The sequence below is a fragment of the Cypionkella sinensis genome, assembly GCF_042646385.1.
Taxonomy (GTDB): domain Bacteria; phylum Pseudomonadota; class Alphaproteobacteria; order Rhodobacterales; family Rhodobacteraceae; genus Cypionkella; species Cypionkella sinensis.
This window is the reverse complement of the sequence record NZ_JBHRTO010000002.1, coordinates 716,955-739,564: the sequence shown is the minus strand read 5'-3', so window position 1 is coordinate 739,564 and position 22,610 is coordinate 716,955. Positions and strand designations below refer to the sequence as shown.

Sequence of the window (22,610 nt, the reverse complement as noted above, 5' to 3'; positions counted from 1 at the left end):
GTGAACCTATTGAACAGCGGAAGCAGGCAGGGCTGCCTTGCGCAGGATGACATTGGCGAAAAGTTCTGATTCAGACGTTGCAACAATGGCATAAGCCGCCTTGATGCGGGGGTAAAGCTGATCACCGCTCAGCGGCGTCATGGGGAAATGTTGTCCGCAGGTGTGGCACAGATCATCCACTCCGTGATGGATCACCCCCCGTTGCGCCGCATCATTGTGCAGACTGGCGCGAAACCCTGCCTCAACCGGAAGCACATGCAGAATCGCCCGCAGCATTGGCATCAGCAAAATCCCATCGGCTCGGATCAGCCTGCGGGCATGTTCCGCCGCCGGATAGTTGCCATCGACAATCGCAATTTCGTCGCCATGACCCATCGCACGCAGCGTGTGCAGCAGGTCCGGCCCCAGCAGGGGCGAAATTCCGATCAGCATGTCAAACGGCCTCCCACGGCGATTCCGCAGGTTGAAGCCACCCGCGTTCAGCCCAGAGACTGCGGCCAGATCGGGGTGCTGTCAATAATAAATCACTCTGATTTATTTATCTTGACGCAAGGACGGGAATCAGGCCATGTAGCGGCATCGCCGGGCAGGAGCGCTGTGGCGAAAGACTTTCTACAGGGGAATAAACCCCGAAATCCTTGGGAGGACGACCTATGAAATTCAACACCAAAGCTTTGCTGGGTGCTGCTGCCATCGCGCTGATCGCAGGCTCGGCATCGGCGGCTGATCTGGCTTGCCTGATCACCAAGAACAACACCAACCCCTTCTTCGTGATGATGAAAAAGGGCGCTGAGAAAGCCGCCGCTGATGCAGGCATGGATTTCCAAGCCTACGCAGGTGAGAAAGACGGCGACGCTGCCCCGCAGATCACCGCGATTGAAAACTGCGTTGCGGCTGGCGCAAAGGGTATCCTGATCACTCCGTCGAACGACTCGGTTGGCCCGGCTTTGAAAGACGCCCGCGCCGCTGGCATTCTGGTGATCGCGCTCGACACGCCGCTGGCTGACGCCGAAGCGCAAGACATGACCTTTGCCACCGACAACTTCCAGGCTGGCCTGCTGATCGGTCAATGGGCTGCTGCCACCATGGGTGACAAGGCTGCCTCGGCCAAGATCGCAATGCTCGACATCAACAAAGACAACATCTCGGTCGACGTGCAGCGCGACACTGGCTTCCTGAAGGGCTTTGGCATCGAAGTGCCGGATCTGACCGTGATGGGTTCGGAAAAAGACCCGCGCGTGATCGGCCATGAATCGTCGGATGCAAACCCTGAAGGCGGTCTGCGCGCGATGGAGACCCTGCTGGCCAAAGACCCGGATATCAACGTGGTGTACACCATCAACGAACCGGCAGCAGAAGGCGCATTCCAAGCCCTGAAAAACGCAGGCAAAGAAGGCCAGGCGATCATCGTTTCGGTTGACGGCGGCTGCCCCGGCGTGGCTTCGGTCAAATCTGGCGTGATCGGTGCGACCTCGCAGCAATACCCGCTGCTGATGGCGTCGAAAGGCATCGAGGCTATCGTGGCTTTCGCCAAAGACGGCACCAAGCCGACCGCGTCCGAAGGGCTGACCTTCTTCAACACCGGTGTGAACCTTGTCACCGACAAACCGGCTGCTGGCGTCGAGTCGATCGACAGCACCAAAGGCACCGAGCTTTGCTGGGGCTAAGCGATTGGTCGCTTGATCAAGCGGCTTGATTAACAGAAGGGCGGCTTTACAGTCGCCCTTCTTCTTAAGCGAAACCCGATGCGACGGGATTCGAGGATCATCACCGGAGGGGAAGCCGAAGCGATGAGCACAGATGAAGCACCAACCAAAACCATTTCCGACTTTGAGGCGACGCTGACCAAAGCCGATACGGCTGTCGCGGCCTTCGAGCGGGACGATAAATCTTTCATACCGATGTTGCGGAGCTATCTGCGCAACTATCCCACCATGATCCCGGCGCTTGTGCTGTTGGTTTCCGTGATCTGTTTCAGCATCATCGCGCCGCGCTTCTTGGGCATTGGCGCCTTGTCGACGGTGCTAAAGCAGGTGACGGTGACGGGCTTTGTCGCCCTTGCGCAGACGCTGGTGATCCTGACCGCGGGAATTGATCTGTCGGTCGGCGCGATCCTTGTGGTCTGCTCGCTGATCATGGGCAACCTTGCGGTGATTTCGGGCCTGCCGGTGGCGCTGGCCATTCTGATCGGGCTGTTCTTTGGCGGGCTGATGGGCTTCATCAACGGTGTGCTGGTGGCAAAGGTCAAGCTGCCGCCGTTCATCGTGACGCTCGGCACGCTGTCGATCTTCAACGCGCTGAAGCTGTGGTATTCGCAGTCTGAATCCATCCGCAACGTCGATATCGAAAAGACCGCGCCGACGCTTTTGTGGTTCGGCAAGGGCTTTAACATGGGCGGCGCGTCGATCTCTTATGGCGGCATCACCCTGATCTTGCTGGCAGCCGTGCTGTGGTATGTGTTGAACCACACCGCTTGGGGCCGTCACGTTCATGCCATCGGCGATGACCCGGATGCGGCAATGCTGTCGGGGATCAAGGTGAGCGGCACGTTGATTTCGGTCTATGCGGTGGCCGGTCTGATCTGCGGCTTTGCTGCGTGGATTGCGATTGGTCGGGTCGGGTCGGTCTCACCCATCGCGTTTGACACGGTGAACTTGGGCTCAATTACCGCTGTGGTGATCGGCGGCACGTCACTGTTCGGCGGGCGCGGCTCGATCATCGGCTCGGTTCTGGGGGCGTTCATTGTGGGCGTGTTCAACACCGGCCTGTCGCTGGCAGGTGTGGATGACTACTGGCAGATGTTCGCGGCAGGTTGCCTTGTGATCATCGCTGTTGCTTTGGATCAATGGCTGCGGAGGGCTTCGCAATGACCACTGGAACTCCTATCCTGCGCGCACGCGGGTTGATGAAGCGCTATGGCACGGTTGTCGCCATGAACGGTGCCGATTTCGATCTGAACGCGGGTGAGATCGTGGCCGTGATCGGTGACAACGGCGCGGGCAAATCGACCCTGATCAAGGCGCTGTCCGGCGCTGTCACACCAGACCACGGCACCATCGAACTCGACGGCAAGCCGGTGAACTTCCGAGGCCCCGAGGATGCGCGGGCCGAGGGCATCGAGACGGTGTATCAGAACCTTGCGATGTCGCCGGCTTTGTCGATTGCTGACAACATGTTTCTGGGCCGCGAATGGCGCAAACCCGGCATCATGGGCAGCCTGTTCCGCCAGATGGACCGCCCGCGGATGGAGAAATTCGCCCGTGACAAGCTGTCGGAACTGGGGCTGATGACCATCCAGAACATCCATCAGGCGGTGGAAACCCTGTCGGGTGGTCAGCGTCAGGGCGTGGCCGTGGCACGCGCTGCGGCGTTTGGCTCGAAAGTCGTGATCCTGGATGAGCCGACCGCTGCACTGGGCGTCAAGGAAAGCCGCCGGGTGTTGGAGCTGATCCGCGATGTGCGCGCACGCGGCATCCCGATCATCCTGATCAGCCACAACATGCCGCATGTGTTCGAAGTGGCCGACCGCATCCACATTCACCGTCTGGGGCGGCGTCTGTGCGACATCAGCCCGAAGGACTATTCGATGTCCGATGCGGTGGCATTCATGACGGGGGCGAAACTGCCGGAAGGCGTGACGGAGCAGGCATGACTCCGACCGAGCTTGCGGAAATCATCCGGGCAAAAACCCAAGGGCAGGGGCGGTTTCTGACCGCCCTTGCTGGCCCGCCGGGGGCCGGGAAATCCACCTTGGCGGCCGAGTTGGTAAGCGCCTTGGGGCAGGGTGCCAAGGCCGTGCCGATGGATGGCTTTCACTATGACGACGCCGTGCTGATCGCGCGCGGTGCCCGCAATCGCAAAGGCGCCCCCGATACCTTTGACGCGCAGGGTTTCTTTCACCTGCTGCGCCGTTTGCGGGTTGAGGATGAAGTGGCGATCCCGCTGTTCGACCGCGATCTTGAGATTTCGCGCGCCGGCGCGGATATCGTCACGCCGCAAGATCGTCTGCTGGTGGTCGAAGGCAATTACCTGCTGTTGAACGAAGCTCCATGGCCACAAGCCGCGCCGCTGTTCGACCTGACCGTCTGGATTGACGTGCCCGAGGATGAACTCGACCGCCGCCTGCAAGCCCGCTGGGAGCATTACGGCAAGACCCCTGCAGAAGCGCGGGCGTGGATCGACAGCAACGATATGCCGAACATCCGCCGGGTGACGCAGAACAGCAGGGCGGCGGATCTGAATATACGCTGGGGCTGACAGCGTCAGGCCCGCATTGGCAGATGCCATTGCATCTGCCAAGCGCAACGCTGGCAACGCAACCCCCGGTGGCCAAAGCCACCGGGCAGCGCCCGACCCGCCCCCGGCGGGCGCTTCTCGCCCTCCGGGTCGGGCGCTGCCCTCTGACACTGCTGCCTGAAGCGGTCTACCCAATGCGTTTCCACATGACCGGGGCCGATCCTCCACTGGAGGATCGCCTGTTCCCGGCCACCTCAGGCGCTTGCCAGGCGCAAGGGTCTCACCCCTGCGGCGTCATCGCCTTGCGGCCTTTGGCGCGCTCCAACCCCAGCCGTCGCTCGCGCCAGATGATCAATATCCCTGCGAAAATCACCAAACCCGCGCCAATCAGCATCGTCCGCGTCGGCACCTCGTCAAACGCAAAGTAGCCGATCAGCAGCGCGAACAGCATCGACGCATAATCGAACGGTGCGACCAAAGACGCATCCGCCTCGCGATAGCTCGAGGTCAGCAAGATCTGCCCCACCCCGCCCAACAGCCCGCACGACACCAGCAAGACCGTCTCCAGCGGCGTCGGCACCACCCAGCCAAACGGGATCGTCAGCAGCGCCAGCAGCGACGACGACAGCGAAAAGTAAAACACGATCGCCGCCGTCTTTTCGTTATGCACCAGCTTGCGCACGAACACCTGCGCCAGCGCCGCACAAAACGCGCCGCACAAAACCAGCATTGCACCAAACGCCTCCCGCGTCGATGCCGCATCGCCCGACACGATCGTCAGCCGCGGCGACAGCACCACCATCACCCCGGTCAGCCCAAGGGCCACCGAGGCGATGCGGAACAGCCGCACATCTTCGCCCAAGAACATCGCCGCAAACACCACCACCAGCAAAGGCGAGGCATAGCCAATCGCCGTCACCTCGGGCAGCGGCAGATAAGCAAGGCCGGCAAACCCCAGCCCCATCGCCATGGTCCCCATCAGCCCTCGCCAGAAATGGCCAAACAGATTATGCGCGCGAAACCCCGTCGCCAATTCGCCCCGCATCGCCAACCAGCCCACGATCACCGGCATCGCAAAGAACGACCGGAAAAACACCGTCTGCCCCGGCGGCACATGCTGCGCTGTCACCTTGATCAGCGAAGACATCACGATGAACACCACCACCGAGCCCAGCTTCAACGCGATGCCGCGCAGCGGGCGGGCGGGGGGATGCGGGGTATCGGGCATGGCAACCTCTGGGGTGGAAGGGCAAATCCGCACTGGACGAAGCCGCTGCCATAAGCTTCCCTATCCGAAAGGAGATTACCATGCCGAAAGCACCGCTATCAGACCGAATTGATCAAGGCCGCGGCATCACGCCCGCCGATATCGTGCTGAAAGGCGGGCGGGTGTTCGACCTGATCACTGGCGAACTGGTCGCAACCGATGTGGCGATCTGCGGCGATACCATTGTGGGCGTGTTCGGTGACTACACAGGCCGGGTTGAGATTGACGTGACGGGCAAAGTGCTGGTGCCGGGCTTCATCGACACCCATCTGCACATCGAATCCAGCCTTGTGACGCCGTTTGAATTTGACCGCTGCGTGTCCCCGCACGGCGTCACCACCGCGATTTGCGACCCGCATGAGATTGCCAATGTCTGCGGCCTGACCGGGATCACCTACTTCCTCGAAGCCTCGTCCCGCACGCTGATGGATATCCGCGTCAACCTGTCGTCCTGCGTGCCCTCGACCCATATGGAAACCACCGGCGCGCGGCTGGAGGCTGCCGATCTGGTGCCGCTGATGGATCATCCCCGCGTCATTGGCCTTGCCGAGTTCATGAACTACCCCGGCGTCTTGTTCAAAGACCCCGGCTGCATGGCCAAGCTGGAAGCCTTTCAAGGCCGCCACATCGACGGCCACGCCCCCCTGCTGCGCGGCAACGACTTGAACGGCTATATCGCGGCCGGGATCAGGACAGAACACGAGGCAACATCCTACGAAGAAGGCCTTGAGAAACTGCGCAAGGGCATGCGGGTGCTGATCCGCGAAGGCTCGGTTTCCAAGGATCTGCACGCGCTGGCGGGCCTGCTGACGGAACGCCACGCGCCCTATCTGTGCTTCTGCACCGATGATCGTAACCCGCTCGATATCGGTGAGCATGGGCATCTCGATTACCTGATCCGCACCGCGATCAGTCTGGGTGCCCCGCCCTTGGCCGTCTACCGCGCGGCCTCGCTTTCCGCCGCCGAGGCCTTCGGGCTGAAGGATCGCGGTCTGATCGCACCCGGCAAACGCGCCGATATCGTGGTGATCGACAGCTTGGAAACCTGCCATGTCGCGCAGGTGTTCACGGCTGGGGTTGAGATCACCGATGCCGCCTTTGCCGCACGCCAAGAAATCCCGCCTGTGGCGCGCCATTCGGTAAAGGCCCTCAAGATCGAGCCGCATCACTTCCGCACAGGCGGCAACCGGGTGGAAACCCCGGTGATCGGCATTCTGCCCGGCAAGATCATCACCGAGCATCTGACCTATCAGATCGCCCCCGAAGATGGCGACAAGCGCCCCGATATCGCCCGCGATCTGGTGAAGATCGCGGTGATTGAACGGCATGGTGTGAACGGCAACCGCGCGACGGGGTTTGTGAAGGGCTTCGGACTGCAACGCGGCGCGATTGCCTCTACCGTCTGCCACGACCATCACAACATCGCCGTGGTGGGGGCGGATTACGCCGATATGGCGCTGGCGGTGCAACGGCTGGGTGAGATTGAGGGCGGGTTTGTGGTGGTGGAGAATGGCCGCGTGCTGGCCGAACTCGCGCTGCCGGTGGCGGGGCTGATGAGCCTGAAATCCTTCGAAGATGTGCGGGCTGATCTGGTGGCGCTGCGGGCGGCGGCGGCCTCGCTGGGGGTGGTGCTGGAAGAGCCTTTCCTGCAACTCGCCTTCCTGTGCCTGCCGGTGATTCCGCATCTGAAAATCACCGATCACGGCATGGTCGATGTGGATCGGTTCGAGGTGATGCCCTAGCGCAATTCCGGCCCTCACCCCGAGATACGTTTGATCGGATGAAATGCGGAGTGCCGGGTATCTTCATCTTGGTTCAAATACTCCCGCCGGAGGCTCCTTCTGCCAATGTCGGATGCCTCCGGCGGGAGTATTTGAACCAAGATGAAGACGCGGTGCGGCGATCTTGGTCAGCGGTCAAGACCTGACCCGCGCCGTCTTGTGGGCGAGACCGCCGGGACGGGGTGCAAATTTAATCTTGTTTTAGGCAGCGCAGGCGTGCTCCCCAAGCCGCCCCGGACTTGATCCGGGGCCTCCACCGCGGGTCAAGGGGCGGTTCTGGCCATTGCTTTCCTTGGGCAGGCTACGCGATAGTCTTGCCAAATGGAGGACCCCAATGGCCAATACATCGCAAAGCTTGTTTGAACGCGGCACGCGCGTACTGGTCGAGGGGGTATCCTCGGCCTCGCGCGGGCCTGCGACCTTTGGCGGGGCGCCACGCTATATGTCGCATGGCGCGGGCGCGCGGCTTTATGACGTGGATGGGCGGGAGTATATTGACTGGATGATGGCGTTTGGCGCGTTGCCGCTGGGTCATGCGCATCCGGCGATTGTGGAAACCGTCACGCGCGAAGTGGCGCGCGGCACGCATTTCGCCACCGCGTTGGAGGTTGAGGTTGAGGTTGCCGAGATCCTTGTCGGCCTGCTGCCGCATGTCGACAAGGTGCGCTTTGCCAATACCGGAACCGAAGCCTGCATGGCCGCTTTCCGCCTTGCCCGCGGCCATACTGGGCGCCGCAAGATCATCAAGTTTGAGGGGCATTATCACGGTTGGGCGGATAATATCCTGCTGAACACCAACCCGATGCCCTTGGCTGCCTTGGGCCATCCGAACGACCCGATCCGCATTTGCGACTCGTCTGGCATCCCGCCAGAGGCGCAGGCCGATACCGTGGTCTGCCGCTGGAATGATGTGGAAGCGTTAGAGCGGGTGATGGCGCTGCACGGGCGCGAGGCGGCTTGCGTTGTCACCGAAGGTGTCATGTCAAACATGGGCGTGATCCCGCCCGCGCCGGGGTATCTGATGCGGATGCAAGAGCTGTGCCAGCACTACGGCGCGCTGTTTTATCTGGATGAGACGGTGACGGGGTTTCGCTTGGCAGCCGGGGGCTGTGCGGAACTGTATGGTCTGACGCCCGATATCGTCACCTATGGCAAGGCGCTTGGCGGCGGTTTGCCGATGGCGATGATCGGCGGGCGGGCCGAGATCATGGCGGGGCTGGAATGGGGCAAGGTCTTGCACTTCGGCACCCATAACGCCGGGCGTTTGGCGCTGCATGTGACCAAGATGATGTTGCAAACCATGCTGGCTGATGATCAGGCAGGGTTCCGCCGCATCAAGAACCTTGGCAAGGCGATGGCGGATGAGGTGCGCAAGGTCGCCAAACACTCCAACCGGCACGGAATCGTCGTGCAGGGGGTGAATTCGATGTTCCAGATCTTCTTCACCGATCTGGAAGCGGTAACTGATTACCGCGATTTCTGTGGCCATGTTGACCGCGGTAAGTTCCGCGATTTCGCGCTGCGGCTGATGGACAAGGGGGTTTACATGAACCCTTCTGCCACCTTGCACTCGTTGTCGTCGGTGGTGCATTCCGAGGCGGATATTGCCGCGACAGGCGCGGCGATTGCGCAGGTGCTGGAGGAGATGCCGTGAAGATCGGCATCCTCGGGGTCGGGCATCTGGCGGAATATCTGGTGCGCGGGGCTGCGGGGGTGGAGTTTGTTCTCAGCCCCGGTTCGGGCGGCAAGGCCGATCGGCTGGCGGCGCGGTTTGGCTGCACGGTGGCGGGCAGCAATCAGGCGGTGGTGGATCAGTGCGATATGGTGCTGGTCTGCCTGCCTGCGGCGACGGGATTGGCGGTATTGCAGGGCTTGCAGTTTCACGCAGGCCAGTCGGTGTGTTCTGCGATGGCGGGGGCGTCGTGGGCTGCGCTGTCGGCGGCGGTTGGTCCAGCGCAGGCGTTCTGCACCATGATGCCGGGGTTTGCCAATGCGTTCTCGGTCGGGCCGTCGCTGCTTTATCCTGATGATGCAAAGTGGGGGGCGTTTCTGGCCCTGCTTGGCCCGGTGCATCGGTTTGACGATGCCCGTAGTTTCGAGACGGCGGCGGTGTTTGGCGCGATGTCAGGCGCGTCGTTTTACCTCTTGCGGCATCTGATGCGCTGGTATGTGGCGCAGGGGCTGGAGGAAGCCGCGGCGCGGGCGCTGGTGGCCGAGACGTTTCGCGGCAATGCCGAGGTGTTCTTGCGCGCGGATGCGGGGCTGGATGCCATTGCCGATGGCGTGACGACCAAGGGCGGCATCACCGCGCAACTTGTGGGCGTGCTGGAGGGGGCGGGGGCGCTGGCGGCTTGGGATGCGGGGATGGATGCGGTGCTGGCACGGATGGTGCCGGGGCGCTGAACATTTCCATCGCCGCCCCGGACTTGATCCGGGGCCTCTGTTCACGCCAAGAGGCCCCGGATCAAGTCCGGGGCGGCGAGGTGCATTAGGTCAGCTCAGCACCAGCCCGCCCTCACGTTCCAGAAACGCCACCACATCCTTGATGCCCTTACCGTGGCGCAGTTGCGCCAGCACATAGGGGCGCTGGGCGCGCGCGGTCTGGGTGTCGCTTTCCAGCAGCGTCAGATCAACGCCGACGTAAGGCGCAAGGTCGGTCTTGTTGACCACCAGCAGGTCAGACCGCGTTACCCCCGGCCCGCGTTTGCGCGGAATGTCCTGCCCTGCGGCGGTGTCGATGACGTAGATGGTGATATCGGCCAGCTCGGGTGAGAAGGTGGCGGCAAGGTTATCGCCACCGGACTCGATCAGGATCAGGTCAAGGTCGGGGAAGGCCTGCCGCAGATCGGCCACGGCGGCAAGGTTGATGCTGGCATCCTCGCGGATCGCGGTATGCGGGCAGCCGCCAGTTTCCACTCCGCGAATGCGAGCGGCGGGCAACACCTGCGCGCGGGTCAGATAATCGGCATCCTCGCGGGTGTAGATGTCATTGGTGATCGCGGCCATCGAGCAGCGCTGGGCCAAAGCGCGGCAAAGCTGTTCGGTCAGCGTGGTCTTGCCCGCGCCAACCGGGCCGCCGATGCCAACGCGCAGGGGGCCATGAGGGTTCGTCATGTGCGGAAAATCCTTACCGGTAAAGTTTCATGGCGCATCGCGGCGATATCGGCGCGGAAGGCGCTGGAATGCAGCGCTGACAGCGGGGCCTCGGCATATTCGGCGGCCAAAGCGGTGATGCGCGGGGCAAGGCGGGCCAGCACCATCTGGCCATCGGTTTGCCCGAGCGGCACAAACCGCACGGCGGCAGAGGTTAGTTGCGCCGCAAGGCCTTGCAGCCAAAGCGTCAGAACCTCTGCGGTCGAAACGCGCAAGGGGGCGGTCGCAGCCCCCACGGCGATTGGATAGGGGCGGGCGGGATGATCAACCCCGGTGATCGCACTGATCGCAAGCGCAAAGGCGCGGCCTTGTTCCTGCAACTCGGTCACACGTTCGGCACTCGGGGCAAGCGCGAGGATCAGCGCCGTCAGCCCCGCCAGATCGGCCTGCGCTTGGCGGGCATGGGCAAGCACTATGGCGTCAATCCGGCCCGAGCCGTGGCGCAGGATGGCAGCAATCCATCCCTCCAGATCCTGCGCCGTGCGCACATCACCGTCCGAAATCGCCACCTCCAGCCCCTGCGAATAGGCAAAGGCCCCGATGGGAAAGGCGGGCGAGAGCCATTGCACAAGCCGCAGGCGGTCGGTCGGGTCAGCCATGCGTGGCCCCAAAGTTCAGCGCGAAATGGCCTGCGGGGCCATGATCATGCCCCATCGTGCGACCATGGCCATAAGCGCCACCTTCCGGGCGGAACGGCGCGATGTGCAGGGTCAGCGTTGCCCCCAGACCCTTCAGCATCGCCTCGATCACCGGATCGCGGCGGATCACCAGATGGCCCTCGGCCACCTGACAGGGCGTGTGCCGGTTGCCGATATGCCAGGCCAGCCGCGGCAGATGCCCCTCGACCCGCACCACGGGTTCTTCCGCCGCCACCACCGCGACCTTGCGGCCATCATCCAGCACAAAGGCATCGCCATCTTCAACCGAGATCGTCTCGGCCAGATCGACCATGAAACTGGCCCCGCTTTCGCAGGTCAGCCGTTTGCGGCGCAGAAAGCGTTCGTCATAGGACAGCACCACCCGATCCATCGCACCAGCGGCGGCGTTTCGCAGTAAAGATCGGGCAGGGAGCATGGGTCAGCCTTTCGGAGTAAGTGAGGTCAGCCCCAACTCACGGCTGGCATCGCCCTTGCGATCAATCACGCGGGTTTCCAAGCCAAAGCCAAGGTCGGGGAAGTAGATGAAGCGGCGGGTGAGGTCGGTGTTCTTGTTGGTGAAATGCGCCTCAACCGGCTGGATGGTATAGCTGCACCCCGACAGTTTCGCGGTCTTGGTCGGCAGATAGCTGTAGGTGACTTTATAGCTGCTGCGGGTGATCACCGGGCCGGATTGCAGGCCAGCCTCAAGGCTTTTGCGCTCTGACACCGTGGTCGCCCAAGTGGTATCGGCCTTGGGCAGCGGGGGCTTGCCGCTGAACTTATAGCTGAAATCGCCGCCCGGACCGCCGCCGACATAGTTTTCATTGGTGGGTGTCGATTGCCATTCGGAATCGTAAATGCCCAAGCGCGACAGGCGTTTGTCGCGCCATATGCCGTTGGAATTGGTCGCATAGTCGATTTCAAACATCTTGCCCGCCGCGCGGATAATGCCGGTGTGGCCATCCTCGCGCTTGAAGGTCACGCCCGTGGCAAGGCTGTCAGCGGTCACGCAATCGGCATGGGCGGGCAGGGCGATAGCAAGGCAGAAGGCAAGGGGAATGCGCAGCATAGTCATTGGGAACCTCGGCGTTGAACTGCCTCGATCATAAATCTGCCGATGCCTATCGCCCATGACAAATTCCGTCAGAACAGGAAATAGCGCTGCGCCAAGGGCAGCTCTGTCGCGGGTTCGCAGGTGAGGAGTTCGCCATCCGCGCGGACCTCGTAGGTTTCCGGGTTCACGGTGATTTCGGGCCGCGCGTTGTTCAGCACCATGTCGGCCTTGCCAATCGTCCGCGTGCCTTGCACCGCCAGAACGGTTTTGCCCAAGCCCAGCTTGCCGCCCACATCATCCGCCAAGGCCGCCTGGGAAACGAAGGTCGCAGAACTTGCCTGCATCGCGCGGCCCAAAGCGCCGAACATCGGGCGCGAATACATCGGCTGCACCGGGATCGAGCCATTGGGGTCGCCCATCTGCGCCACCACAATCATGCCGCCCATCAGCACCATTTCGGGCTTGGCCCCGAAAAACGCCGGGTTCCACAGCACGAGGTCTGCCCGCTTTCCTTCAGCAATCGAACCGATATGGGCCGAAACCCCATGCGCAATCGCCGGGTTGATGGTGTATTTCGCGACATAGCGACGGGCGCGCAGGTTGTCATTCTGCCCGGTCTCATCGGCCAGACGGCCCCGCTGGACCTTCATCTTATGCGCCGTTTGCCAGGTGCGGATGATCACCTCGCCAATCCGCCCCATCGCCTGACTGTCCGACGACAGGATGGAAAGCGCCCCCATGTCGTGCAGGATGTCTTCCGCCGCAATCGTCTCGCGCCGGATGCGGGATTCGGCGAAGGCGACATCTTCGGGGATGGATTTATCAAGGTGATGGCAGACCATCAGCATATCCAGATGCTCTTCCACCGTGTTGCGGGTGTAGGGCATCGTCGGGTTGGTCGAGGACGGGATGATATTGGCGTGGCCGACCACCCGCAGAATATCCGGGGCATGACCGCCGCCCGCGCCCTCGGTATGAAAGGCGTGGATGGTGCGGCCCTTGATCGCGGCCAAGGTGTTCTCGACAAAGCCGGATTCGTTCAGCGTGTCGGTGTGGATCATCACCTGCACGTCCATATCGTCGGCCACCGACAGGCAGCAGTCGATGGCGGCGGGGGTGGTGCCCCAATCCTCGTGCAGTTTCAGCGCCGATGCGCCTGCCTTGACCATTTCCACAAGGCCAGCAGGCTGAGATGCATTTCCCTTGCCGGAAATGCCAAAATTCATCGGAATGGAATCCAGCGCCATCAGCATCCGCCCGATATGCCACGGGCCGGGGGTGCAGGTGGTGGCCAAAGTGCCATGCGCCGGGCCGGTGCCGCCGCCGAACAGCGTGGTGACGCCGGAATGTAGCGCATCCTCGGCCTGCTGCGGGCAGATGAAATGGATATGCGCATCCATGCCGCCGGGGGTCAGGATGCGGCCTTCGCCTGCGATCACCTCGGTCGATGGCCCGATGATGATATCGACGCCCGATTGCGTATCCGGGTTGCCCGCCTTGCCGATCTTGTGGATCAGCCCATCGCGCAGGCCCACGTCGGCCTTGTAGATGCCGGAATGATCGAGGATCAGCGCGTTGGTGATCACGGTATCCACCGCCCCGCCCGCGCGCGGGATCTGGCTTTGCCCCATGCCATCGCGGATCACCTTGCCGCCGCCGAATTTGACCTCCTCACCATAGGTGGTCAGATCGCGTTCGACTTCGATGATCAGATCGGTGTCACCCAGCCGGATGCGATCCCCGGTGGTCGGGCCATACATGGCCGCATAATCGGCGCGGGCGATGCGTGTGGCCATTTACAGATCCCCCATCACGGCAGAGTTGAACCCGAACACCCGGCGCAAACCGCCATAGGGCGTTAACCGCACCTCGCGCGATTGCCCCGGCTCGAACCGCACAGCGGTGCCTGCGGCGATATCCAGCCGCATCCCGCGCGCGGCGGCACGATCAAAACTCAGGCCGGGGTTGGTTTCGGCAAAATGGTAGTGGCTGCCCACCTGCACCGGACGGTCGCCGGTGTTGGCGACCATCAGCGTGATGCTGGGCTGGCCTGCATTCAACTCTATCGTGCCTTCGGCGGGAAACACTTCGCCCGGAATGACTTTGGGGGGAATCATGGCGTCACCCTGCAAAGGCGAGCGCAAGGCCCGCCGCAGCCGTCACGCCACCCAAAGCGCGGGCGAGTTTGCCGTTCAGCGCCAGACCCAAAGCCAGCCCCGCCCCGTGCAGCAGCGCCGTGGCCGCCAGCATCGCCGCCCCAAAGGCCAGCCCGTTGCCAACCATCTCGGTCCCATGCGCCGCGCCATGGGCAAGGCCAAACAGGCCAACCAGCGGCAAAGCCACGGCCAAGGGCGCACGCAGGGCCAGCGCCACGACAGCGCCCAGCAGAATGACCGAGGCAAGGATGGCAGGCTCTACCGCCGCCGCAGCCGCACCAAGATCAAGGTTCATCGCAAAAGCGCCGCCCACGGCCATCGCAGACAGAAACGTCGCAGGCAGCGCCCAACGCGCCCGCCCGCCCAGCATCGCAGCCCAAAGCCCGACGCCGACCATCGCCAGCAGGTGATCGCTGCCGGTGAAAGGATGGGTGAAGCCCGCCAGCAAGCCCGTGCCATGCCCCGGATGCGCCAAGGCGACCGAGGGGGCCATGATCAGTGCGACAGAAAGAATACGTTTCATCTGAACCTCTTAGCGGATGGGGTGGTGGACGGTGACAAGCTTTGTCCCGTCAGGAAAGGTGGCCTCGACCTGCACCGAATGGATCATGCTGGGGATGCCATCCATGCATTGATCAGCGGTGATCACGTGCGCGCCTGCCTGCATCAGATCGGCCACGGTGCGGCCATCGCGCGCGCCTTCCACCACGAAATCGGTGATCAGCGCCACCGCCTCGGGGTGGTTCAGCTTCACCCCACGCGCCAGCCGCCCGCGCGCCACCATGGCGGCGACCGAGATCAGCAGTTTCTCACGCTCTCGCGGGGTCAGGTTCATCGCAGTCTCCTACATCTGCCAGACGCGGGGCAGCGGACCCGTCCGCAAAGCCGCCAGCGCCAGCGCCACTTGTTGCTTCAACGGCCAACCATCGCGGGCCGTGATCCGGGCGATACATTTGCCATCCCAACCCGAGGCCGCAGCCTCGCAGCCCGCATGAGTCAGCACAGTGCGCAACCGCGCCACCGCATCCTCGGCCCCCTGCGCGATCAACGCGATCACCGCAAAACCGCGCGCCTGCCCCAGCAGCGCGGCAGAGGCATCGGCCAGCACACTGGCATCCATCCGCAGCGTCTCGGCCCAGACCGTCACCCCGCCACGCCGCACCATCCGCGCATCGGTCAGCCTTGCATCGGTCAGGGCTTCGCCCATCGCGTGCCGCCCCAGAACCACGGTTTCGGCCAGCAGGCAACTCGCACCGCTTGCCAAATCCACCTGTGTATCCCGCGCCAAGTGGCTGGATTGAAACAAGATCGTCTCTTGCGGCAACCAATCCAGATGCCCGCCCGCCCCCACGCTGGCCTGCACCTTTGCCCGTGCCGCAGCACCCCGGCTGGCATAGACCCGCTCGGCCGTCTGCGTGGTGGCGGTCACGCTGCACCCCGCGCCCAAATCCAGCCGGTAGGACAGCGCATCGCCATCCGTCAGCCCGCCCGAGGTGTTCAGAAACACCACTTCCGGCACGCCCGCCACCCGTGGCAACATCGCCTTGGCCGAGCCTTGCTGCGCCAGATCGACCAATCGCGCACGCCCATCCAGACAGCGAAAGCTGGCAAAGGCAGCACCTTGGCTGCGCTGCATCGGGATCGCGGGGGTGGCCAGCATCAAGAGGACTCCTTGCCCGCGACTACAGCACCACGGATTGGGAGCGAAAATGCGCAGCCGAAGAATGGCGCGGAAAACGGCATAGTCGTGAGGGAATCCGCCCGATATAGCAGCGAAACGCCCAAATTATATGCAATAAGCCAATCGACAGTCGCGCGCTTGTGCAGCCAACTCCGGGCGGAAGCAGGAAACGCACCGCGTTTCCCCGCCCGAGTGCGTGGTCTCACCCTGTAGACGGTTCAGCACGAAACCCAATGAGGCCAGCACCCGACCCGGCGAGCGAGAAGCGCCCGCCATGGCTGCGTCGGGCGCTGGCCGGGCCTTGAAGGCCCGGCGGTTTCAGCGGCACGCGCACAGCGTGGCGAAGGCGATGGCCTTCGCCAAAACCCTAACACGGCGGGGCTGTGGTATCGCGCAGCACCAGCCGCAGCGGCAGGTCGGGCAGGGTGATCTCCTCGCCCGCCATCTGTGCCACCAGTTGCGCCACGGCCTGCGTGCCGATCTCACGCAGGGGCTGGGCAACGGTGGTCAGCGCGGGTAGCACATAGCGCGATTCCGGCAGGTCATCGAAGCCGATCACCGAGATGTCCCAAGGCACAGAAAGCCCCGCGCCAATCGCGGCATGCACCGCCCCAATGGCAGCAATATCCGTGGTGCCAATCAACGCCGTGGGGCGTTCGCCCCCCGTCAAGATCCCCGCCGCCAACGCGCGGCAGGCGTCGAAATCATGCGCGGGGCCAAGCACCACCTGCGCGCCCAACCCCGCCTCGGCCAGACGTTGCACCGCACCTTGCACACGCGCCTGCACCGGCGGGCTGTGCTGCGGCGCGCCGATCACCGCAAAACGGCGGTGGCCAAGGCCCAGCAAATGCTCGGCCATCATCCGCCCGCCCAAGTGATGATCTGCCGCCACCCGCTTCACCGATAGCCCCGGCAAGGCCCGGTCAATCGCCACAATCGGCACGCCCGCATCGACCAGCCGCTGATACTGCGCGCTATCCTCCAGCACGCTGGCCGCCAGCACGCCATCCACCTGCTGAGACAACAGCATCGAGATATACTGCGCCTCTTGATCAGCACTTTCATCGGTGCAGCAGATCAGCGCCTGCAAGCCACGGCGGAACAATTCCCGCTCGATCACATGCGCCAGAATCCCGAAGAACGGCACATCCAGCGCAGGCAACACCACGCCCACCATCCGGCTGCTGCCGCTGCGCATCCGCCGCGCGCTGGCGCTGGGGGTAAATGCCAGATCGGCAATCGCCTGCTCCACCCGAAACCGCGTCGCAGCACTGACATAGCCGCTGTTGTTGATCACCCGCGACACCGTCGTCACCGAGGCGCCCGCATATTTTGCAATGTCGCGAATACTGGTCATACGCCGCGCGCAACCCCGGTGGTCAAGATGTGCTTCCGTGCTAGTCCGATATCCGGCTTGTGTCAAAGCCGTCGCCGCCGTATCGCTGGGCCATCCGCCCTGCGGCCAGACCCGGAGTTTGACCTGATGCGCCTTCATACCCGCCTTTTCGCCACCTTGGCTGCTCTGCTGGCGCTAGCCAGTTGTCAGGTTGGCGGCGGCATGACCTCGCCGCGCGCAGCGCCGGTTCTGGGCGGTGCTTTGCAGATCGGCGTGCCGCCGGGCTATTGCATTGACGGCAAGGCCAGCCGTGAAACCCGCGACAGCGCGGTGTTTCTGATGGGTCGCTGCTCGGATGCGATGAAGGCCACGCCAGCGCTGATCACCGTGTCGATTGGCCAAGGCGGCTCGGCGGGGGTGATGACGGCGGGGGGGCCTGCGCTGGCGGCGTTCTTTGCCTCAAAGCAGGGCCGCGCCACGCTCTCGCGCTCGGGTCGGGCGGGAGATGTGAAGATCATCGCGGCCTTGGGGTCAGGCGATGCGTTTCTGCTACATCTGCAAGACCGCAATGTCGGCGAATACTGGCGCGCGGTGATCGGGGTGAAGGGCCGCCTTGTTACCCTGTCGGCCACCGGCACCGATGAGATCCGGCTGGACCCTGCCGAAGGCCGCAAAATTCTGGAACAAGCGTTGGATGCACTGCGGGCTGCCAACAAAACCGCCGCTTGATCGCGCCGACTTGCCCAGATCGCAACAGTTCTTCGCAAATCACACCGCTTTAGGGTGGAGTATTAAGAATTTTGCAGCGATAACAGCATAGTTTCCATATATTCAACAATGCACCCTCACGGGAAAATGCGGGAAGGTTTCATGGCAAAGCGATCTGGGGCAGAGCGATCAGGATCGGGTCGAATGTCAGGTTTGGTCGATCGGCTGTTGAACAAGCGCGCGCTGCGCCGCTGGGGCGAGGCTGCCGATGCCGCCCCCGCCACCGATCTGGATGGCCTGCGGTCCTTGCGCACCCGCGCCCGGGCCCTGCGCCGCAACCTTGACCGCGTTATCCACGAGGCCGACCACCGCCTTGCCCTGCCGGTGATCGGGTCAAACATCATCCGCAAACCGCTTGGCACCGATTGGGCGTGGCGACCCGAGTTGTGGAAGGGTTCGATCCCGGTGCCAGGCTTTGCAAGCGTGCCCAGCAAGGCCCCGGTTTACGACGGCGCGACGATTTTCCACGATTGCCGCCGATCAGAACTGACCGTCCGCCAGATTCGCAACACGCGAGAGGCCGATATCGCCCCGTTCGGCTTTCGGATGGACGTGTTCCGCTTTGACGGCTCTTTCCTGTCGCTGGTGGTCGATATGCCCGAAGACGCAGCGCGTGGGCTGAAACAGAACCATATCATCCGCATGGATGTGATCGTCGAGATGGAAAAGCCGCTGGAAATCTTCGCGCGGCTGAACATCAAACACGGGCCGAACATCGAACAAATCGTCCGCGAATTGCCGCTGAATGAGGAAGAGGTGATGGTGGAATTCGACCTCGCCTATTCCAAGATCAACGAAAAGCGGGTCGAGAAACTCTGGGTCGATCTGATCTTTGAAGGCCCCGAGATGAACCAGATCATCCTGCGCGACGTGACCTTCTCGCGCCGCCCCCGTGCTGAACTTTAGGCCATGCTGAACTTTGACCCGCGCCGAACTCTGAGGTTTTGATGTCTGACACTATTCTTACCAAAACCCGCATCCGCGCTGGCGTCTGGGAAGGCGTGCTGACCGGGGTTTCCGGTGCCCCGGCGCTGGATGTGCTGCATCTGGAACAACCCGTCCCTGGCATCAATGTCACCGCCATTGCGGACCGTCCCGGCGAATATGCCGTGCAGGTGCCGATCCCATCCGAATTGCTCAGCGAAGGCGTGCAGACTTTCCTGATCCGCAATCGCGGCACCGGGCAAACCTTGGCGCATTTCACCATCATCACCGGCGTCGCGATGGAAGACGATGTGCGCGCCGAGATCGACCTTCTGCGCGCCGAGTTGGACATGCTGAAGCGCGCCTTCCGCCGCCATTGCCTTGAAACCTCGATGTAAGCGGTAAGCGCTGCACCTCCGCCAATTTCTCGCCGCCCCGGACTTGATCCGGGGCCTCGTTTTCTCGCAAACCGCCAACATTGTCACAAACCGCCCGCGCCCCGTGGCCGCGGCCATCGCCGCGGCCATGCGCCCCGTCCGACCCTACCCGACCGTGGCCCAAAGGCCGCGGTCAACGCCCGCCCCCCGCAGGGCGGGTGTTCCACCCGCCGGGGCGAGCGCTGACCTACCCGGTCTTGTGTGATGAGCGGTCCAACCCCAAGGTGCCCACGCAGGCGGGGCCGAGGCAGTGCCTCGCCTTTTCCCGCCTGAAGCAATCGGCACAACGGGATGTCTGCTCTAACGACCTGATTTCAGGAACTAACCCGCCCTCCAACCTCCTGTCCCGTGACGCCGCGTTCCCGATGACAAGCCCGCAATTTCCCGCCATCCTGCGGCAAACCCGGAGGAAACCGATGCCCTATCCCCACCTGCTCGCCCCGCTTGATCTGGGCCATATCACCCTGAAAAACCGGGTGCTGATGGGCTCGATGCACACCGGGCTAGAGGAAACCGGCGACTGGAACCGCGTCGCCGAATTTTACGCCACCCGCGCCCGTGGCGGGGTTGCCCTGATGGTCACGGGCGGCATGGCCCCCAATGCCGAAGGCGGCGTGTTCCCCGGCGCTGCGGGCCTGTTCAGCCCTACCGATATCGCCAACCACCGCATCGTCACTGACCGCGTCCACGCCGCAGGTGGCCGGATCGCCATGCAGATCCTGCACGCGGGCCGCTACGCCTATTCCAAGGATTGCGTGTCAGCCTCCCCCATCAAATCGCCGATCTCGCCGTTTCCGCCGCGCGAACTCGATGAGGCGGGCATCGAAAAACAGATCAGCGATATCGTCACCGCCGCCACCCGCGCCCGCGAGGCAGGCTATGACGGGGTCGAGGTGATGGGGTCGGAAGGCTACTTCCTGAACCAGTTTCTTGTGACCCACACCAACCACCGCACTGATCGCTGGGGCGGCAGTTTTGAAAACCGCATGCGCCTGCCCGTTGAAACCGTCGCCCGTGTCCGCGCCGCCGTTGGTCCGGATTTTATCCTGATCTACCGCATCAGTCTGATCGACCTGATCCCCAATGGCCAAACCTGGGATGAGGTCACAACCCTCGCCCGCGCCATCCAATCCGCCGGGGCCAGCATCCTGAACACCGGCATCGGCTGGCACGAGGCGCGGGTGCCGACCATCGCCACCTCGGTGCCCCGCGCGGCTTTCGCGCATCTAACCGCCCGCCTGCGCCCCGAAGTATCGATCCCGGTGATCACCTCAAACCGCATCAACACCCCTGACGTGGCCGAGGCTTTGCTGGCCGAAGGCGCTGCCGATATGGTCTCAATGGCGCGGCCATTTCTGGCCGACCCGGATTTCGTCGCCAAAGCGGCGGCGGGGCAGGCGGACCGCATCGCCCCCTGCATCGCCTGCAATCAGGCCTGTCTCGACCATACCTTTTCCGGCAAGCTGACCTCCTGTCTGGTCAACCCGCGCGCCTGCCATGAAACCGTGCTCCGCTACGAACCCGCAGCCACCCCGAAATCCATCGCGGTTGTGGGCGCAGGTCCCGCTGGCATGATGGCTGCGTTGGTCGCAGCCAAGCGCGGCCATCGCGTGACGCTGTTTGACAAATCCACCACCCTCGGCGGCCAGTTGAACCTCGCACGCTTGGTGCCGGGGAAGGAAGAATTCAACGGCCTCGTCCACTGGTTCGCGGCAGAGGTTGCTGCCTCGGGGATCGAGACAAGGCTTGGTGCAACGGCAGGCATCGACGATCTGCGCGGCTTTGATGAGGTGGTCGTGGCCACCGGCGTCAGCCCGCGTGATCCGGGGATCGTGGGGCAAGCACGCGGGCTCAGCTATATCGAGGCGCTGAAAGGTGCCCCGGTGGGTCGCCGCGTCGCGGTGATCGGGGCTGGCGGCATCGGCTTTGATGTGGCTGAATTTCTGGTGGCGGGCGGTCATTCCACCACCGAACACCCTGCTGAATGGCGGCGAGAATGGGGTGTGGGCGATCCCGCCACCACGCCCGGTGGTCTTGCAGACCCCGCACCCGACGCGCCCGCCCGGCAGGTTTGGCTGTTGCAACGCAAGCCGGAAAAGCCCGGTCGCAAGCTTGGCAAGACAACCGGCTGGATCCATCGCGCTGCCCTGCAAATGAAGGGCGTCAAGATGTGGGGCGGGGTCAGCTATCTGGGCATCGAGGACGGCGGCTTGCGAATTGCGCGCGACGGGGTCGAGGAAATCTTGCCCGTGGATGATGTCATCCTCTGTGCGGGCCAAGTGCCCGAGCGCCACTTGGCCGACAGTCTGGCCGAGGCCGGGATCACCGCGCATATCATCGGTGGCGCGGATGTTGCGGCGGAATTGGACGCCAAGCGCGCGATTGATCAGGGCGCGCGGCTGGCGGCAAGTCTGTAGTTACGATTTGCCCGCCAGCAGGGCATCCATCGCGTCTTTCACCGCGCCCATCGGCTTGGCATTCGACCCCCAGCCCTTGACGAAATTGCCATCTGGGCCAATCAGCACCTTGTTGAAATTCCAGCCCGGCACAAAGCCTTGGCTGTCTTTCACCCACGCATAGAACGGGTCCACCGACCCTTTGGCGACATGCGCGATGGTCGTCATCGGCAGGGTCAGACTGTAGTTCAACTCGCAGAATTCCTTCACCTCGGCATCCGAGGACAGTTCTTGGTTGAAGTCATCGGATGGCACCGCCAGTACCACAGCCTTGTCGCCGTAATGGTCCGACAGCGCCTGAAGATCGGTATATTGCGGGGTGTAGCCGCACATCGAGGCGGTGTTGACCACCAGCACCGGCTTGCCGCGCCATTGGGCGGTGTCATAGGTGCCGCCATCAATCGAGGTGAATGTAAAGCTGGGCGCGGGATCGGCGGCTTCGGCCATCGGGATTGCTCCGGTTTGCGACAGGAAAAGTGCTGCGGCGAGAAGGGCAGGCGTGCGGTGCGGTATCATGCGGGCCTCCGGGGTTGCTTGGCAAAGATACGCTGCGGGGCGGGGATTGGATCAGTTATGGCAGGTCAGGTCCCGAACCGAGTGCAAACTCTGCGGGGCAGAGTTTGCCGGTTCGTTGCTCATAAGGCGGAACGCCGTTGAGCAAGGGGTGTGGGCCGAGGTGCTGCGCTCGGGAAATCTGGCCGCGCCTGACTGGGCTGGCGCGGT

The 22,610-nt window shown here is 63.2% G+C and carries 24 protein-coding genes; 11 read left to right on the top strand and 13 right to left on the bottom strand.

Going from position 1 to position 22,610, the window contains the following annotated elements; all coding sequences use genetic code 11:
* Positions 1–6 precede the first annotated feature (6 nt).
* A complete protein-coding gene (locus ACFOGH_RS18710; RefSeq protein WP_380074692.1) occupies positions 7–432 on the bottom strand; it encodes an RbsD/FucU family protein in 426 nt (141 codons plus the stop codon).
* A gap of 221 nt (positions 433–653) precedes the next feature.
* Between ACFOGH_RS18710 and ACFOGH_RS18705 the strand changes: the two genes are divergently transcribed.
* The 4 genes from ACFOGH_RS18705 (at position 654) to ACFOGH_RS18690 (ending at position 4,257) form a co-directional block, all read left to right on the top strand.
* A complete protein-coding gene (locus ACFOGH_RS18705) occupies positions 654–1,667 on the top strand; it encodes a substrate-binding domain-containing protein (protein WP_380074691.1) in 1,014 nt (337 codons plus the stop codon).
* A gap of 123 nt (positions 1,668–1,790) precedes the next feature.
* Positions 1,791–2,870, top strand: coding sequence for an ABC transporter permease (locus ACFOGH_RS18700; protein WP_380074690.1), 1,080 nt, complete (start codon positions 1,791–1,793; stop codon positions 2,868–2,870).
* Positions 2,867–3,652 (top strand): ATP-binding cassette domain-containing protein, encoded by a 786-nt coding sequence (locus ACFOGH_RS18695; protein WP_380074689.1) that lies wholly within the window; start codon positions 2,867–2,869, stop codon positions 3,650–3,652. The genes ACFOGH_RS18700 and ACFOGH_RS18695 overlap by 4 nt, the downstream gene beginning before the upstream one ends.
* Entirely contained in the window at positions 3,649–4,257 is a 609-nt protein-coding gene (locus tag ACFOGH_RS18690; RefSeq protein WP_380074688.1) for a nucleoside triphosphate hydrolase, read from the top strand. The genes ACFOGH_RS18695 and ACFOGH_RS18690 overlap by 4 nt, the downstream gene beginning before the upstream one ends.
* Before the next feature lie 259 nt (positions 4,258–4,516).
* Here the strand turns inward: ACFOGH_RS18690 and ACFOGH_RS18685 are convergent, their stop codons facing one another.
* Positions 4,517–5,464: a DMT family transporter gene (locus ACFOGH_RS18685; RefSeq protein ID WP_380074687.1), complete on the bottom strand. Its 948-nt coding sequence runs from the start codon at positions 5,462–5,464 to the stop codon at positions 4,517–4,519.
* A gap of 80 nt (positions 5,465–5,544) precedes the next feature.
* Here ACFOGH_RS18685 and ade point away from each other — a divergent pair, with 80 nt between their 5' ends.
* The 3 genes from ade (at position 5,545) to ACFOGH_RS18670 (ending at position 9,687) form a co-directional block, all read left to right on the top strand.
* Positions 5,545–7,245 (top strand): adenine deaminase, encoded by a 1,701-nt coding sequence (ade, locus tag ACFOGH_RS18680; protein WP_380074686.1) that lies wholly within the window; start codon positions 5,545–5,547, stop codon positions 7,243–7,245.
* A gap of 373 nt (positions 7,246–7,618) precedes the next feature.
* Positions 7,619–8,938, top strand: a complete 1,320-nt coding sequence (locus ACFOGH_RS18675; RefSeq protein ID WP_380074685.1) for an aspartate aminotransferase family protein — start codon at positions 7,619–7,621, stop codon at positions 8,936–8,938.
* The gene (locus ACFOGH_RS18670) at positions 8,935–9,687 is read left to right on the top strand and encodes a pyrroline-5-carboxylate reductase dimerization domain-containing protein (RefSeq protein ID WP_380074684.1); all 753 of its coding nucleotides are present in this window, start codon (positions 8,935–8,937) and stop codon (positions 9,685–9,687) included. The genes ACFOGH_RS18675 and ACFOGH_RS18670 overlap by 4 nt, the downstream gene beginning before the upstream one ends.
* Positions 9,688–9,777: 90 nt before the next feature.
* Here the strand turns inward: ACFOGH_RS18670 and ureG are convergent, their stop codons facing one another.
* The 10 genes from ureG to ACFOGH_RS18620 form a co-directional block, all read right to left on the bottom strand.
* Complete coding sequence (gene ureG, locus ACFOGH_RS18665; protein ID WP_380074683.1) at positions 9,778–10,398, bottom strand: urease accessory protein UreG; 621 nt, start codon at positions 10,396–10,398, stop codon at positions 9,778–9,780.
* Positions 10,395–11,036 carry an urease accessory protein UreF gene (locus ACFOGH_RS18660; RefSeq protein WP_380074682.1) on the bottom strand — a complete coding sequence of 214 codons (642 nt, stop codon included), beginning with the start codon at positions 11,034–11,036 and terminating at the stop codon, positions 10,395–10,397. The genes ureG and ACFOGH_RS18660 overlap by 4 nt, the downstream gene beginning before the upstream one ends.
* Positions 11,029–11,511, bottom strand: coding sequence for an urease accessory protein UreE (locus ACFOGH_RS18655; protein ID WP_380074681.1), 483 nt, complete (start codon positions 11,509–11,511; stop codon positions 11,029–11,031). The genes ACFOGH_RS18660 and ACFOGH_RS18655 overlap by 8 nt, the downstream gene beginning before the upstream one ends.
* A 3-nt stretch (positions 11,512–11,514) precedes the next feature.
* On the bottom strand, positions 11,515–12,144 hold the full coding sequence (locus tag ACFOGH_RS18650; protein ID WP_380074680.1) for a hypothetical protein: 630 nt from the start codon (positions 12,142–12,144) through the stop codon (positions 11,515–11,517).
* 74 nt (positions 12,145–12,218) lie between these two features.
* Positions 12,219–13,925, bottom strand: coding sequence for an urease subunit alpha (gene ureC, locus ACFOGH_RS18645; protein WP_380074679.1), 1,707 nt, complete (start codon positions 13,923–13,925; stop codon positions 12,219–12,221).
* Complete coding sequence (locus tag ACFOGH_RS18640) at positions 13,926–14,246, bottom strand: urease subunit beta (RefSeq protein WP_380074678.1); 321 nt, start codon at positions 14,244–14,246, stop codon at positions 13,926–13,928.
* A 4-nt stretch (positions 14,247–14,250) separates the two neighbouring features.
* Positions 14,251–14,808, bottom strand: a complete 558-nt coding sequence (locus tag ACFOGH_RS18635) for a HupE/UreJ family protein (RefSeq protein ID WP_380074677.1) — start codon at positions 14,806–14,808, stop codon at positions 14,251–14,253.
* Between the two features lie 9 nt (positions 14,809–14,817).
* Complete coding sequence (locus ACFOGH_RS18630) at positions 14,818–15,120, bottom strand: urease subunit gamma (RefSeq protein ID WP_380074676.1); 303 nt, start codon at positions 15,118–15,120, stop codon at positions 14,818–14,820.
* Between the two features lie 9 nt (positions 15,121–15,129).
* Positions 15,130–15,945 carry an urease accessory protein UreD gene (locus tag ACFOGH_RS18625; protein ID WP_380074675.1) on the bottom strand — a complete coding sequence of 272 codons (816 nt, stop codon included), beginning with the start codon at positions 15,943–15,945 and terminating at the stop codon, positions 15,130–15,132.
* Between the two features lie 388 nt (positions 15,946–16,333).
* Complete coding sequence (locus ACFOGH_RS18620) at positions 16,334–17,323, bottom strand: LacI family DNA-binding transcriptional regulator (RefSeq protein ID WP_380074674.1); 990 nt, start codon at positions 17,321–17,323, stop codon at positions 16,334–16,336.
* 126 nt (positions 17,324–17,449) lie between these two features.
* On the opposite strand from ACFOGH_RS18620, the gene ACFOGH_RS18615 reads away from it, so the two are divergent.
* The 4 genes from ACFOGH_RS18615 (at position 17,450) to ACFOGH_RS18600 (ending at position 21,848) form a co-directional block, all read left to right on the top strand.
* Positions 17,450–18,031 (top strand): hypothetical protein, encoded by a 582-nt coding sequence (locus ACFOGH_RS18615; RefSeq protein WP_380074673.1) that lies wholly within the window; start codon positions 17,450–17,452, stop codon positions 18,029–18,031.
* Positions 18,032–18,214: 183 nt separating this feature from the next.
* A complete protein-coding gene (locus ACFOGH_RS18610; protein WP_380074672.1) occupies positions 18,215–18,976 on the top strand; it encodes a DUF6478 family protein in 762 nt (253 codons plus the stop codon).
* Positions 18,977–19,017: 41 nt separating this feature from the next.
* On the top strand, positions 19,018–19,392 hold the full coding sequence (locus tag ACFOGH_RS18605; RefSeq protein WP_380074671.1) for a hypothetical protein: 375 nt from the start codon (positions 19,018–19,020) through the stop codon (positions 19,390–19,392).
* A gap of 455 nt (positions 19,393–19,847) precedes the next feature.
* On the top strand, positions 19,848–21,848 hold the full coding sequence (locus ACFOGH_RS18600; RefSeq protein WP_380074670.1) for an oxidoreductase: 2,001 nt from the start codon (positions 19,848–19,850) through the stop codon (positions 21,846–21,848).
* On the opposite strand, the gene ACFOGH_RS18595 is transcribed toward ACFOGH_RS18600, so the two are convergent.
* Positions 21,849–22,403 carry a glutathione peroxidase gene (locus ACFOGH_RS18595; RefSeq protein WP_380074669.1) on the bottom strand — a complete coding sequence of 185 codons (555 nt, stop codon included), beginning with the start codon at positions 22,401–22,403 and terminating at the stop codon, positions 21,849–21,851.
* Between the last annotated feature and the right edge of the window lie 207 nt (positions 22,404–22,610).